This window comes from Clostridium sp. chh4-2 (genome assembly GCF_002899675.1).
GTDB lineage: Bacteria > Bacillota > Clostridia > Lachnospirales > Lachnospiraceae > CHH4-2.
Genome location: NZ_PKUU01000032.1, coordinates 39,194 through 53,373, shown reverse-complemented (window position 1 = coordinate 53,373; position 14,180 = coordinate 39,194). Strand labels below are relative to the sequence as shown.

13 protein-coding genes are annotated in these 14,180 nt (G+C 45.5%); 3 read left to right on the top strand and 10 right to left on the bottom strand.

Features of this window, described 5'->3' with window-relative positions; translation table 11 throughout:
• Nucleotides 1-27: 27 nt before the first annotated feature.
• Both C0033_RS27255 and C0033_RS24485 read right to left on the bottom strand, forming a co-directional pair.
• The gene (locus C0033_RS27255; protein WP_180994885.1) at nt 28-168 is read right to left on the bottom strand and encodes a hypothetical protein; all 141 of its coding nucleotides are present in this window, start codon (nt 166-168) and stop codon (nt 28-30) included.
• Between the two features lie 12 nt (nt 169-180).
• Nucleotides 181-1,020, bottom strand: coding sequence for a YitT family protein (locus C0033_RS24485; RefSeq protein WP_103230473.1), 840 nt, complete (start codon nt 1,018-1,020; stop codon nt 181-183).
• Between the two features lie 248 nt (nt 1,021-1,268).
• Between C0033_RS24485 and C0033_RS24480 the strand changes: the two genes are divergently transcribed.
• From C0033_RS24480 to C0033_RS24470, 3 genes are read left to right on the top strand one after another with little or no spacing between them, the layout of a single operon-like run.
• Nucleotides 1,269-1,895 carry an HTH domain-containing protein gene (locus C0033_RS24480; RefSeq protein ID WP_103230472.1) on the top strand — a complete coding sequence of 209 codons (627 nt, stop codon included), beginning with the start codon at nt 1,269-1,271 and terminating at the stop codon, nt 1,893-1,895.
• Between the two features lie 17 nt (nt 1,896-1,912).
• A complete protein-coding gene (locus C0033_RS26770; protein WP_146043811.1) occupies nt 1,913-2,596 on the top strand; it encodes a hypothetical protein in 684 nt (227 codons plus the stop codon).
• Nucleotides 2,584-3,759, top strand: a complete 1,176-nt coding sequence (locus C0033_RS24470) for an MBL fold metallo-hydrolase (RefSeq protein WP_103230470.1) — start codon at nt 2,584-2,586, stop codon at nt 3,757-3,759. Before C0033_RS26770 ends, C0033_RS24470 begins: the two co-directional genes overlap by 13 nt.
• Before the next feature lie 104 nt (nt 3,760-3,863).
• On the opposite strand, the gene C0033_RS24465 is transcribed toward C0033_RS24470, so the two are convergent.
• The 8 genes from C0033_RS24465 to C0033_RS24425 form a co-directional block, all read right to left on the bottom strand.
• The gene (locus tag C0033_RS24465; RefSeq protein WP_103230469.1) at nt 3,864-6,104 is read right to left on the bottom strand and encodes a glycoside hydrolase family 3 N-terminal domain-containing protein; all 2,241 of its coding nucleotides are present in this window, start codon (nt 6,102-6,104) and stop codon (nt 3,864-3,866) included.
• A 248-nt stretch (nt 6,105-6,352) separates the two neighbouring features.
• Complete coding sequence (locus C0033_RS24460; RefSeq protein ID WP_103230468.1) at nt 6,353-6,583, bottom strand: HPr family phosphocarrier protein; 231 nt, start codon at nt 6,581-6,583, stop codon at nt 6,353-6,355.
• Between the two features lie 115 nt (nt 6,584-6,698).
• Complete coding sequence (locus C0033_RS24455) at nt 6,699-8,234, bottom strand: response regulator (RefSeq protein ID WP_103230467.1); 1,536 nt, start codon at nt 8,232-8,234, stop codon at nt 6,699-6,701.
• Nucleotides 8,235-8,239: 5 nt separating this feature from the next.
• Nucleotides 8,240-9,925 (bottom strand): sensor histidine kinase, encoded by a 1,686-nt coding sequence (locus C0033_RS24450; RefSeq protein WP_103230466.1) that lies wholly within the window; start codon nt 9,923-9,925, stop codon nt 8,240-8,242.
• On the bottom strand, nt 9,922-11,163 hold the full coding sequence (locus tag C0033_RS24445; RefSeq protein WP_242984587.1) for an extracellular solute-binding protein: 1,242 nt from the start codon (nt 11,161-11,163) through the stop codon (nt 9,922-9,924). Before C0033_RS24445 ends, C0033_RS24450 begins: the two co-directional genes overlap by 4 nt.
• A 211-nt stretch (nt 11,164-11,374) precedes the next feature.
• Nucleotides 11,375-12,013, bottom strand: a complete 639-nt coding sequence (locus tag C0033_RS24440) for an orotate phosphoribosyltransferase (protein ID WP_103230465.1) — start codon at nt 12,011-12,013, stop codon at nt 11,375-11,377.
• Between the two features lie 665 nt (nt 12,014-12,678).
• Nucleotides 12,679-13,479, bottom strand: a complete 801-nt coding sequence (locus C0033_RS24430; RefSeq protein WP_103230463.1) for a DUF4253 domain-containing protein — start codon at nt 13,477-13,479, stop codon at nt 12,679-12,681.
• Nucleotides 13,480-13,495: 16 nt separating this feature from the next.
• Nucleotides 13,496-14,149: a pentapeptide repeat-containing protein gene (locus tag C0033_RS24425; protein ID WP_103230462.1), complete on the bottom strand. Its 654-nt coding sequence runs from the start codon at nt 14,147-14,149 to the stop codon at nt 13,496-13,498.
• Nucleotides 14,150-14,180: the final 31 nt, after the last annotated feature.

The following is a 14,180-nucleotide window of genomic DNA, read 5'->3' as shown; positions in this document are numbered from 1 at the left end:
GCCTGCCTTGTTCTGTCCTTACGGGCCTTAGTTGTTCTTAGGGGCGAATCCCGAATCCGATCTGGCTGCATCTTCCTTCCCCGGCCCGGACGGCCCCTCCGACCTTCGTCTCCCGGCTCTGCCTCCCGATTCCGGGCGTACCTTTCCGTCACCCCCGTTAAATAACAATTTGATTGATTTTTATTTATATTTTTTTTGAATCGTGAAGCCTCTTCCCTTTACTTCGCTGACCTGATTGATGATCATAAACGCCTGATCGTCGATCTTCATCACCAGCTCGTTCAGCTTTGATAATTCACGGCCGGACACCACCGCTAAAACCGCATAGGATTCATTTCTGGAATATCCGCCTTCAATCTCGAACAGCGTGGTTCCACGGTCCATTTTCTGCTGGATCTGCCTGCTGATCTCTTCGAACTGCTTGCTGATGATCTTCACCTGCATTTGGTTTCCGCCGATTAACAGCACCTTGTCCAGAACTACCGTATAGATCAGCACCAGAAGCAGTCCGTAAAGGATCTGTTCTTTATCCGCAAACAGCATCTGAAACAGCAGAATCAGACAGTCAAATGCATACATGCCCACGGATACGGGCAGCCGGAACTTTTTATTAAGAACCAGCGGCGGAATGTCCATACCTCCGGTAGATGCTCCCGACCGGATTACAAGGCCGATGCCTCCGCCGATCAGAAGACCGGCAAATATGGTGGCCAGCATCTTATCCTCTGTGATCACAAAATCACCGATCATTCTCTGAAGCTGCCCTAAAACCAGCGGATAGTAAAAGCTGCTGATTAAAGTGGTCACCGCAAACGCCTTTCCAAGAATAAAAAGCCCTAATAAAAACATCAGCAGGTTAAACACCGCCACGAAACCTGCAATCGGTATCCCGGCATGATAGTTGGCTACTAAAGCGAGTCCGGTAGTCCCTCCGGTAATCAGATGGCCGGGCAGCACAAAAAGTGCGACAGCCAGAGCATACAAGGTGTTTCCCGCTAAAATAAATAAAATCTTTTTCATCTGTTTTCCCTCTCCATAATGATCTTACCCTCACAGCCTGAAACGCCCGGCATAGGAGGTGACGGGTATGATTATCCCACATTTAAATAAATCCTGCAACCCTTACTGATGACACGGAGAACCATAAGAAGGTTATTTGAAAAATTATGATTATTTCATCTGCCCGAACTGAATTTTTTTATGCGTGCCATACTGTTGTCATGGTGATATGATATAATTTACTCATTCACACAGCAGGAGGATGGTATATGAAAACATTTCTTGCTCCTAACGGGGAGTATATCACTGTACCGGATGGCAGAGTGACGACATTCGGACTAAGCGAAGAACAGAATAAATTGGTGGAAAACGCGTTGCCTGCAAAGGGCTATGAGTTGTTTGACACCGATGCACCAACCGATTTGATTGCTATTTCTGCCACCGCTCTCATAATAAATGCAGCGGCTTTGGATGCAGACAGCAGAGAAATGGTTCTTGATTATTATACCGAAGCCGGCGGCTGTACGGATGAAACCGTGTTCTGGCTCGGTTATCCCAAGCCCCCACACAACTTGCAGGCAAAGTTCATGTGCTATGAAAATTTTGAAGAACTTGCTTCCACTTTAAAATACCGCCTTTTATCCGCACACAGTAAATCCAAAAAGGCGAAGAACTTCAGCAAACAGCTCATGGACTGCCTGCGGATTCTGTCACTCATCCGTTCCCGCCCCGGCATAAGAACACAGGAGCTGGTAAATGAATTGGAGTTATCAACAAGAACGGTTCAACGGTATATTTCCACATTGCAGGCGGCAGGCGAATGGATCGCATATGACCACTCGAAGAAAGGCTGGTATTTACAAGATGGTGTGTCCGTATTTTTCGGAGATTATTGATAGAAAGGATCTGCGTAATGAGCAAATGGAAAAATTCACAGCTATTCAAGGATAGGATCACAGTATCAAATTATGATATGCTGATAAGAGAACTCACTGCTGCAATTGACAGTGGTACATCTGATTTGACAGCTCTTCTCTTTGGCACACAAACGCCTGATTTATATTCTAATCATGGTACATACAAGCTCGGACACCATAATTATTGTGCGGGACTAAGCAGTGAGCGTTATACCGAAAAACGGCTGTGTAAATGTATGTACTATCGAAACAGCACATACTCCAAACGCTGCGGCAAGTGTGCGTTGCAAGAGCATTTTGATCTTATCGGTGATTATAAAATTACCGATTATGAAGTTCCCGCTTTTTATTATGGAGACGGCATCGGTAAAATTGATCTGATTATCAGCATGGACACTGTTCACTATGCAACAGAGGTCAAGCCCTACAAAGGCAACTCTGAATCCCTGCTGCGCATGATCGCAGAGATTATGACCTACACCGAGGGCTACCCGCCGGGAACCTATAAAAAAGCAATAGCATTTTTTGAAAAAAATCAAGATAATGGGGAAAAAACTGCACAGCAAAAGGAGTTTGAAACTGTTAATCCAGCTTTATTAACTTTGCTAGAAAAGGCGGATATTACCATATTCTGCTTTAAAGAAATAAACGGAAGCGCGTATCAGATATGCAAATTATAATCCATCGTGGAACACACCAAATCGGCGGCGCTGCAACCGAAATCCGCACAGCTGCAACCCGAATACTGATCGATTTGGGCGATGAGTTGAGCATAAATGAAAATTTCACATCCGCCCCCTTATCCATTCCAGGTGTTACAGATACAAATGGCAGCTGTGCTGCTGCCCTATTTACCCATAATCATATGGATCATATCGGACAATTAAAAAATATCCGTGATGGGATTCCACTGTATATGGGCCCTTTTGCAAAGGCCGTTTTGCTTGCCGCCTTGCCGAAATCTGATACCGCTTTGAAATCACGGGTTGAACAGGCAATGATATTTACGCAGGGAGAGCGTTTTCCAATCGGAGATATGTTCATCACACCCTTTTCTGTTGACCACTCTGCCTGCGACAGCTATATGTTTCTGGTTGAGGCCGGCGGAAAGAAAATTCTGCATACAGGTGATTTTCGTCTGCATGGTTTCCGCGGCAAAGCAATGCCGAAAATTCTTAATAAATTGATCGGTAATGTGGATGCGCTGATTATTGAGGGAACAGCCTTTTCCCGTACTGATGCAAAGCTAATGACCGAGCGGGAATTGCAGCAAAAGGCCAGAGCATATATGGAGCAGTACAACTATGTTTTTGTTCTCTGCGCATCCACAAATCTGGAACGAATATGTGCGCTTTCAAAAGCTGTGCCACAGGGTAAATATTTTATCTGTGACGAATATCAGAATCGGTTGCTCGACTTGATACAGCAGTATTGGGGCAATTACTCACCGCTCTATCGGAATATAAAAAAAATAATATACGGCGAAAATCTGCTGTCCCGATTCCATAAAAATGGATTTCTGATGATGGTGCGGGACAACCGCAATTTCAGAGAAATTATCCGCAGCTTTCCCGCAAAACAGAGCATTATACTTTATTCCATGTGGAACGGATATCTTACCAGACCGGGCAGCACAATCCCTGATTTTCTAAATCTGGCAGAACAATGGGAACCGCTGCATACCAGCGGTCATGCTTCACAGAAAGATATTCAAACGGTAATTGAAAAAGTAAATCCAAATATGATCATCCCCATTCATACCGACATGCCCGATATGCTAAAAATGCTTTGCCCGAACAGACACATTGTCATTTTGAACGATAGAGATCAGATCGATGTATGATTAAAAATGGCTTATTACACCTTGTTTAAACCGTATCCAGAGGCCGGCCACCTCCGCTCCGGTTTCCGTCCATACCATTTGCTTTTCCGGCGTACCTTTTGAGCTTAGAAATTCAAGCCAAAACCAAGTTCGTAATAATTGCCAAGTTCATCCCGGTAAGCATAGGCTTTTCCATTTTCATCTTTCATATCATCGGGCATATAGCGGTCTTTATCGTATCCCGGCACATCGTTTGGTGAAATGCATACTCCGCTTTTATCCACTGCGATCACGGAATCTTCTTTCGGCAGCGTGATGGGCATCTTTCCGGTTGGGTTATATGTACCGGTCACCACATCCAGAACCGCATCCGTATACGTATCGAATCCGGCTAACAGAGCGTCTGCATATGGCTCCACATTGCCCACCATCCAGGCCAGAGTGAAATTGATATTGGAGATAACTGCGCCGCCGTTTTCATGCACAGTTTCATAAATTTTTTTGATCCTGTCCACACCGGACAGGGTAGTTTCTTCGTGGAAAGTTTCCGCCGGACAGCCATTGCCGTCCACATCAGCCACTTGTTTTTTATCACAGATATCCAGCTCCAGATATCCCTTTGTCGCATTGAAATACTCGCCTGAACTGGGGTTTATTAATAAAAATGCATAGCCGGCATCCTCGTAAGAATCGGTCAGCACAAGGCCATGTTTACCGGCAATGGATTCTCTCAGCTTTTCCGTCTCCTGAACCGCAGCTTCTCCGTCCTTTTTAAAGCATTCCACATATACCTTTTTGCCGGACAGCTTCTCAGAATTAAGGGGAAGTACCCCGTCTTTATTCTTTAAAAGGACTACAGACTGCTGATGCACCCGGTAAGCGTCCTTCCAGTGTTTTTCTGTGGCAATCACTTCTGCGGCCGTTTCGGGATCGCGGTAAGGGTTTTCAAACAGCCCCAGTTCGAACTGTTCTTTTAATGTGCGGGCTGCTGCCCTGTTTAATGCTTCTTCCGATAAAGTCAGCTGCTCGGCCGTATACCCCGCAGGAACCGGATGTCCCTGGGTTGTATAATATCCGTTTTTCCATCTTTCGTAAGCTTCTTGTGCCGAAAATACGTCTAAAGAACCGCTGATCATATCCACGCCCGAATTGACTGCGAGAGCGATTCTGGACGGCACATCCAGTTCTTCCACGCCCCATGCCATCTTATTGGTGATGCCGGAATCGCTGTTTATGTATCCTTTAAATCCCATCTGTTCTCTTAAAAGAGTTTCCGTAAAGAACCGGTTAAATGCAAAGCCAAGTGGTTTCATCTCTATCTCATTGCCCAGCATATCATACTGTTTTTGGCTCTTTTGTGCCGCAGGTTTCGCATAATAGGGCATGATCGAAGACGCATGACGGTCCACCGCAGTTTGGAATGCGGGAATATGGTATTTTTGAAGGCTGTTTTCCGTTTGGTACACATTCCACTGTCCCTGCTCATAATGAGGATCGAAACCATTTTCCCTGGCTCCTCCTCCCGGGAAATGTTTGACTGTCACGGCTACTCCGTCCGTGGTTACCCCTTCCCCGCTTCCCTGGATGCCCGGAATCAGGCGATCCATAATTTGAGAAACCAATTGGGGATCTTCTCCAAACGTACCGTAACTTCTCTGCCATCTGGGATCAGTGACCACATCAGCCATGTACATATAGCCCTTTTTCATGCCCACTGCGTCCCATTCTCTGCGGATGCATTCTGCAAAGTCTTCAATCAGTTCCGGGCCGTTCCCCTTCACAGCCGCGCCGATACCCATAGTGCCCGGCCATGTGGCAAATACGCCCGCCGCGTCGTTCATTCCGAAAACCATCTCCCCATTTTCATTGCGGGAATTGGATGTGATCAGCATGGGAACCGCGTGTTCTCCTTCTTCGGCCAACAGGTTTAACTGGTTAATCCAGTCTGCCAGTTCTTCCGGTTTTGGATTCTGGCGGAAAATCAGATGGCGGATTCCCATCTCTTTCACCGTGTATGTAGTTCCATATGATTTTTCCACGTTAAATATGGACTCGTCTTTTTCAATAATCTCTTCATTCAAAAGACCGGTCGCGTCCACTTTTTCCTTGTCCTCCTGAAACAGGCCCATCTTCCAGGTATTCAGAAAGAGAAGTCCGAATTTCTCTTTCGGGGATAATTCCTCTGCCAGAGCTTTTGCCCTTTCTTCAGGCGTTTTTCTCCAATCCTTATAGACTGCCAGTTTGCCGTCTCCGTTTAAATCTTTGAAATACAGACCGTCCTGTTCGATCACGGGCTTTACGGTCACCCCGATTACAGGACCATTTTCATTGTTGTAATAGCGTATGCGTGAGGTTGCTTTTTCCATCGTTTTCCCATCCTTCTATCCTTTGCCGGCCAGCATATTTTATGGTTTTATTTTACCATAAGAGATTTTTTATAGTTAGGATTTTATTCTATTATTTAGGATTATTTCATAATTTGATGCGTTAAAAACCGCATACCCCTAAGTTAACATTAGCGCCTTTTTTCTCAGACCGAACCTACCCATATAATAAAAAGAGGCTTCACCACAGCCTGCGCCATAATGAAACCTCTCATATCCAATTCTTTTATCTATGCAACCAAATATTTTTCAATGTCTTTTTCCAGAGTACCGCATTCTTCATTATATACAATCAATTCTGAAATATTTCCCATACCAAGACCGATAACACCTAAAATTGACTTTGCATCAATGAGGATATGGCCTCTTTTCATATCCATATCGAACGGATATTTGGTCACGCAGTTCACAAATTCCAGAACTTCTTTTGGATCTTTGAAGCTTACTTTCATCTGTTTCATATTGCATCTCCTCTTTCTTTTCTCTTCTTTATTATGTTACCCATAATAATCGATTCGAAACAATAAAAACAGGGTAAATTTTTTAAAAAGGAGTAAATTTCTAAGCAAATTCGAGTTAAATTTCCCTTTTTCGATATTCTGCGGGCAGAACTCCCACCTCATCCCGGAACACCTTGCTCATGTATTTAGGATCGGAATATCCGGTCATGGCCGCAATCTGAGCCAGTTTTAAATCGGATTCCAGCAGCAGCTTTTTAATTTTTTCAATCCGGTAGGCGCGGATCGTTTCCGTAAATGACTTTCCCGTCTCTTTTTTAAACTGGGTGCTGAGATATTCATCTGAAACGTGCAGCTTTCTGGCCGTTTCCTCCAAGGTGATCCCCTGGCTGTAATATTCCTGGATCAGAAGCCGGGCTTTTTGCACCAAAGGGCTTACCTCATCCGCTTCACCGCTCTTTTCCTGATCCGTTAAAAAATTCAGTTCAAAAAATTCAGTTAAAGTATCTGCGATTTCCTTCCAGGTATTCGAAGCCGACAGGCGCATGAGCAGCTTTTGTGAAAAACCGCCCTCTCCCTGTCCGCCGTACTCCTTTGCCGCATGGGCCAATGTCATGAAAAAGCGGATAAATCCATCTTTAATATCTTTCGGCTCATATACCTCTCTGGTGCAGGCGCTGTTTAAAACCGCCAGACATTGTTTGTACTCCTCCATATCCCTGTTGGCCGCCGCACGGCGTATCTTATTTTCCAGATCCATGGGAAATTTAAACGGCACAGGAGACAGCCCATCGATCAAATTCCGGCTGATCAGAGTTCCGGCAGGAAGAAGCAGATTCCATTCCAACTCCTCCATCATCTCTTTTAACAGATCCCGCAGACCGCCCAGACCTTCACATTCTCCCCAAACGCCAACGATCCTGCTGCCCAGATTGGAGACCAGCATAGGAAAAACCGACTGCCGGAAATAATTTTCCAGCCCGTCATCCGTCCTTTTCTTATAGATGATCACAGCCACAGCCTTCTTGTCCTCTAGCGTCATCACCACACTGTCGAATTTCTGCGTATTGCTTCCCACATTTTCCAACAAATGCACAGCCGCCTGGCAGGACTCTTCATATATCCCGTCCAGCCACACAAGAAGCATTTCCACAGGATCGGCGGCATTAAAACCGTATTTATCCTTGAGTATCTCTTCCAGTATATCATCCTCCGCCAAAGCCCCTGTCAGACTGCTCTTAAATACATACTCCAAAGAATAGATCTGTTCCTGAAACCGCTCCTTATCCAGAGATTCTTCCACCTGATGAAGCGCCTTTTTCAGTTCCGCAATCTTGATAGGTTTCAGCAGATAATTCTCAATCCCCAACTCTATGGCCTTCTTCGCATAATTAAAATCGGAATAGGCGGTGAGAACGATCACCTTGCAGTCAATCTTCTCTTCCCTCACCTTTTCGAGCATGGTGAGACCGTCCATATCCGGCATCTGAATATCCATAATCACTAAGTCCGGCTTTATCTCCTTTATCAGCTTCAGCCCTTCCACTCCGTCGGCGGCTTTTCCGGCCACCTGGTATGTGCTGTCAATTCTATGAAGAATGTTGGCTAATCCTTCCCGAATCGGCTTTGCATCCTCTACCACCACGATATTCATATCGCTTACACCTCCTCTGCGGGTATGAAAAGATGAACCCTGGTATAGCTTCCCTGACAGCTTTCAAAATGAAGCGATGCCTTGCCCGAATAATAAAGCCGCAGCCTTCTGCGCACATTGACGATGCCCAGATGTTCTCCCATAACGGCGTTCTTATCGTTCAGCTGTCCGAGAAGACCTTCGCTGATTCCCTTTCCATTGTCTTCAATGATGATGTGAAGCTGATGATCTTCCACGCTCATTGATATTTTGAGGACGCAGTCCCCTTCTTTTTTGTACAATCCATGTTTGATCGCATTTTCCACAAATGGCTGCATCAAAAGCTTATGAATCCGGCAGTTCCATGCCTCATCGGTAATGTCGATCTGAAGATCCAGCTCTCTTCCCAGCCTGGCGCTTTGTAGGAGAATATACTGTTCCAGCCAGCTGATTTCCTGGCGGATCGTAGTTCTGGCCCCTGCATTTCTCACCGCATACCTGAGAATATCGGCCAGCGCGCCCACCATCTCGCTGATCTCATACTGTTCGTTTTCAATGGCTTTCCAGTTGATCGTGTCCAGGGTATTATATAAAAAATGAGGATCGATCTGGGCTTCCAACGCGGACAGCTCCGCATTCTTCTGCTCCAATACCGCCTGTTTGATCTGTTTTAAAAGCTCATCCAGCTGTCCCACCATCTCATTAAAACGGGAGGCAATTCTCTGCACTTCAATTGACATCGTTTCCTGTATGGGAATTCTAACCGAAAAATCTCCGCTTTCAGCCGTGTTCATGGCCTCCACCACCGTATCCACAGATTTCAGAATCGGCCTTGTGATATAATCCACCAGAATTACCATGATCCCGATAATCCCCACCGCGATCAGCAGATAGTAACCCGCCTGTCCCCATATGGCTTTCCTGTATTCGCTGAGCTCATAAAGGCTGACGATCTCCCAGCCGGATCTTTCATTCATCTTGGAAACCATCTGCATTCCGGGCTGAAATACCAGTTCTTTCTCCTCTCCGATCAGTATTTTTTCAGGAGCGCTGACAATGGAATCCCCATCTAACAGAAACACCTGGTTTTTACCGCCAAAATCCACCGCGTCCCTTAACTCGTTCTCATTGATGCTTATCACAACCGTTCCGATCGGTTTATGAATATCCCTGTAGTCCACCAGCCTTCTGGCTATCTGGAACATATAAATCTCTTCGTCGCCTAAAAGAACAGGTTCCCGTTTCCATCTGTAAGCCACACCTTTTTCCACGATTGGAACCGGAATCTGGGTAGTCCAGCTGCTCTTTGACGACGAGGATGAGAGGGAATCATAAAAGAAGCGTTTCTGATTGATCGTGTCCACAACAATCCCCTCCACGCTTACATTGCTGTTGCAGATATGGCTCAGCCTCCTGCGGAGCATACTGCCGTTTACATCCAGATCGTCTTCATTTATATTGATATTTTCCACGATTTCAATAATCTGATCGTCGGTACACAGTTCATAAAGAAGTGTCTCATACTTATCCAAAACCAAATCCAGACACTGATCGGACTTTTCCATGCTGTTTTGAACTTCCCGTTCCATGCTGCCCTTGATACTGCTCCAAAGCCTGTACTGGGAAATCAGGGCAAAAAGGCCGATGGTAAATACAGATGAAAAAAAGATGGCCGGAATCAGCATTCCTCTCAGGCTCTTCGCTTTTTTCATTGGTTCTCCTTCCTGATTTCCGAGATATTAAAAGCAGCTTCTTCTAAAATATCATCCAGAGTACCCTCTCCGATAATCACCTGGCTCAATGTATCCGTGACAACCAATGAAATCTTCGGCCACATTTTTGTAAATTCTCTGGATCTGGCCGATTTATAGTAATCGATAAATTTCCTCTGCATCTCATCCGTTGGATACTGCCGGCTCTGCACCTCCTCAATCGGAGCCAAAAGTCCGAAATTATCCATATATCCGGCCATTCTGTCCTTATCTGCAAGAAACTTTAAAAATTCTATGGCTTCTTTCTCATGATCACCGGAAGTAACTCCAAATATCTCACCGCCTGAAACCGTAACTTCCTCCTCGCCGGAAGGCACGGAAACCACTCCAAATTCCAGATCCGGTCTATGCTCTCTTATCGGCCCGATCGCCATTGAAGTATTGAACATCATAGCGATATTGCCTGCCTCAAACTGCTTCATCAAATCGCTGAGCGTAAGGCTGATGCACTGCTTTCTTAAAATGCCGCTGTCCCTAAGGTTTACAAGCAGCTGAAACGCCTGCCTTCCTTCCGGTGAATTAAGCGTATCCACATCCGCTCCCATGGACCACAAAAGCGGCAGAAAACTGAACATAGCCTCCTCGCTTTGAAGCGCCGACATGGCAAATCCGTCCACGCCTTCTTTCGTCATCTTCACCGCCGCATCATAAAACTCCTCCCAGTTCTCCGGCGGCAAACATCCTGCTTCTTCCATCATATTTTTATTGTAATAGAGGGCCAGACAGTTCACACCAAACGGCATCCCATAAATTCTGTCTTCAACCGTACACGGTTCAACCGCCTGGGGAAAATATTCCTGAAGCTGAGGAATCTCATCTGTCAAATCCACAAATGCCTTCATTCCATGCATATATTTAAAATCCGAAGAATCCATCAACGCCAGATCCGGCATTTTATCATCCGCCGCGCTGAGAGCAAGTCTCTTTTTAAACGATTCATCCGGTATATACTGGGCCCTCACTATAATCCGGTCCTGGGATTCATTAAATTCATCGATCAGATTGGCCAGCTCTCTCTGTATTTTCCCGATATCCCAATAATACCACAGCACCACTTCGGTTTTTTCCGGCTCCTTTGGCACACTCTCCTTCGCGCATCCGGTTATACACAGAAGAAAAACCAGGATTCCCGCCGCCAGCAGCCTTCCCGCCTTAAAATGTCCGTATGTCTCTGCCAAAGCATCGCCCTCCTGTCATCTGATAATACCATGATTATATCACTTTGTATTTCCCTTCGACACTGTCAATTTTCTTATTTTTCCCATTATCCTGAATTTACCAGCTGCCCAAACGCCCCGGCAAACGCAAAAAGCCGCGCTCTTTTGTATATCCGGCTTCTCGTCCGTAATACAAAAGAGGGCAGCTTCTGCTGTTTTTTATCAGTTTTACCTACAGTTTCGAATAACCAAAACTATTGACCAGCGCATCCAGCTTTATCCCCTTTTTACAGTATGGGCATTCCCTGAAATCGTATGCTTCATAATCCGGAAGATCACGTTTCCCGAATATTGCATTAATATGTAATCCCTCGATCTCATCCAACGCGCTGAAAATCGCCGATACCCCCTGAAGAGCGCCTCCATAGTACTGAATACATTCGATTCCCTTACTGATCGTCTTTCCCGTTGTCACCGACGCCATCAATAAAATGATGTTCTTTCCGGTAATCATCGGCTGTATATTCTCCCTGAAAATCATCTGGCTGTTGCTGTTATACTCCGGTGTAACAATATAAATGGTCTGATGTGCATTTCTGGACATAAAACCGGCCTGAGTTAATTCTTCCGCCAAATAGGCTCCGATAATCTGAGTCCCGTCCAGACATACAATCGTGTCCACCACCGTATCATACACATACATCCCCACCAGCGCCTTCGCAGCCTGCTGCGCTTCACTCTGCCTCGCCTTCAATGTAGTCATATCAAGATAATAATTAATATGGGAATGATTGGTAGCGAAATGGCCCGGCGTAACCTTTAAAGGCACGTTATTGGCTGTTGACATGATCTTGTAAGTTCTGCTGTCCATAAATACCCCCTGTCCGCAGTTTTCTTTTATGCCAAAGAAACTGCTTTTCTTTTATTATACCAAAATTAACATAAAGGGTGAAGGCTTTTCTGAAAATGCCTTCACCCTTTATGTAAAAACTTACTTACTATTCCGCAAAATCTTTCTTACTCAGCTAGCCAAGCACCAGCCGGAAAGAAGGGGAAACCTGGGCGGGCGGCGGAACTAGAGAAAGACAGGGGATTGTGTGCAGACCCTTAGTGATACTTGGGCGGCAAGAGCGGAAAAAGGCAGACAAATACTGAATTCCGAAGAGGCTGCTGAAAAAGTGTTTTGCTTAAAATTCATTCCCCATTTTATGTCAAAAATCCGGGGTTTTTAATTATGTTTTCACCACTTCATATCAAATTATTGTGTATAAAATGGGATGACATTTTTGAATTTACAAAATCTGGGACTTTTTCAGCAGCCTCATTCCGAATCAGTATTTGAGGCGCCCTTGAGCGATGAAGTCATAAAGAGTTCACCGCGAATGGCGCCGCGCTGCCTTTTTCCGCTCTTGCCGGCCTAGTATCACTTAGGGTCGTAACCCGAATCCCCTGTCTTTCTCTAGTTCCGCCGCCCGCCCAGGTTTCCCCTTCTTTCCGGCGTACCTCAGCCAGCTAAATAAAGATTTACCCCATATTTTAATCCCACCAGAAAAACCAAAAGGGGCTTCCTTTGATACTTGCCTTTAGATAGTCTAAATCTCCCACTCCCTGAAAGACAATATCCGCACAGTAAATCATCATCTCTTCCGACAGTTTTTCCACTGCCTCCCTGTCTGTGACCGGTTCCTCCAGATAATACTGCAGCGTGTCATATCCAACTGCACATGGAACAGCGCCATACAGCTCATACCACCTCTTTGCAACCGCTATGTGTTCCTCCGGAAGCGGACATTCATTGTAACCGCCAAAGGGCACATAAGCTAAAACCTCATACGGCTCTTTTGCCGGAACCTTCAGGATCAGATACGTGCCTCCGTACCCGGGCAGATAAAGGTCACTTTGGATATCCGGATCATCTTCCCAGGAATAATCAGGATCAGTAGCCTCTTCCTCCGCCCATTCCATCCACAACTCATAATTTTCCCGGTTTTCCTCAAAGAATTGGCCTGCGTCCACCTGTTTTGCCTTTTCCAGCATTTCTTTTGCATAATTTTCCATAGAACCGTACTCCATTACTGCTCTGGAAACACTGTCCTCCATCACCCCAAACTCATCTTTCTGAACGATCAAAGGAATGTATCCCTCTCCCTTCCACTCTTCCAGCTTTTCCAAATATAAGGTCTGTATGTAATAGGAATCCGTTCCGGCCTCAATGCATTCCAGCCCCAAATACCCGCTCTGGTAAGAAGCCGCCTGTTCTCCCGGCAGCTGCACATATCCGGTAAAAAACGGCATCATCATCACAAATGCCATAATCAAAAAGCGCACCATATCCATCCCCCAGCTTTCCCTGCTATTTAATGACCAACCCCAGCCTTTTTGCCAGTTCCGCAGCCTGATACAAGTCCACCACAGCTCCCTTTAATTCCGAACAGTCGTCGGAAATGGAAATGCCCGCAATGTCACATGTTGTAAAATCCATTTTCTGCATGGAGGTCTTAAAAAAGCTTGCTTCCGACAGCCGTACCCGGCTCCAATACACCATTTTGCATCTGCATTGGGACAAACCGGCTCCCCTTAATTCCGAATCCTCAAACCGTATTTTCTCCAGCTTGGAAGAATCAAAATTGGCATAGCTGAAATTACAGTCCTTTACCGTCAGATTCTGTATGCTGTTTCCACAGAATTTGGCTCCCATTCCTTTGGAACCGATAAACCGGCACCGGTTAAAATAGCTGTCGCTGAAATCACAGTTAGAAAAATTACAGGACTGAAAAATCACATCCGTAAACTCTCCTTTTTTAAACGAACAGTCCAGAAAGAGACAGTTTTCAAACTTCACCTTTGATATGCAGATAGTATCAAATACCTCTCCCTGAACATCCAGTTTGGTTAACAGCTTCTCTTCCAGCCGCTCTTCCCTTTCACAGCAGCCCTGCATCAGTTCAAAGCCGTCGACCACCGTTTCCAGCACCGGCGGCATCCATGGATCAATCATCTTTGTCATACTAAAATCCCCACCTTTAGTTTTCTCTTAT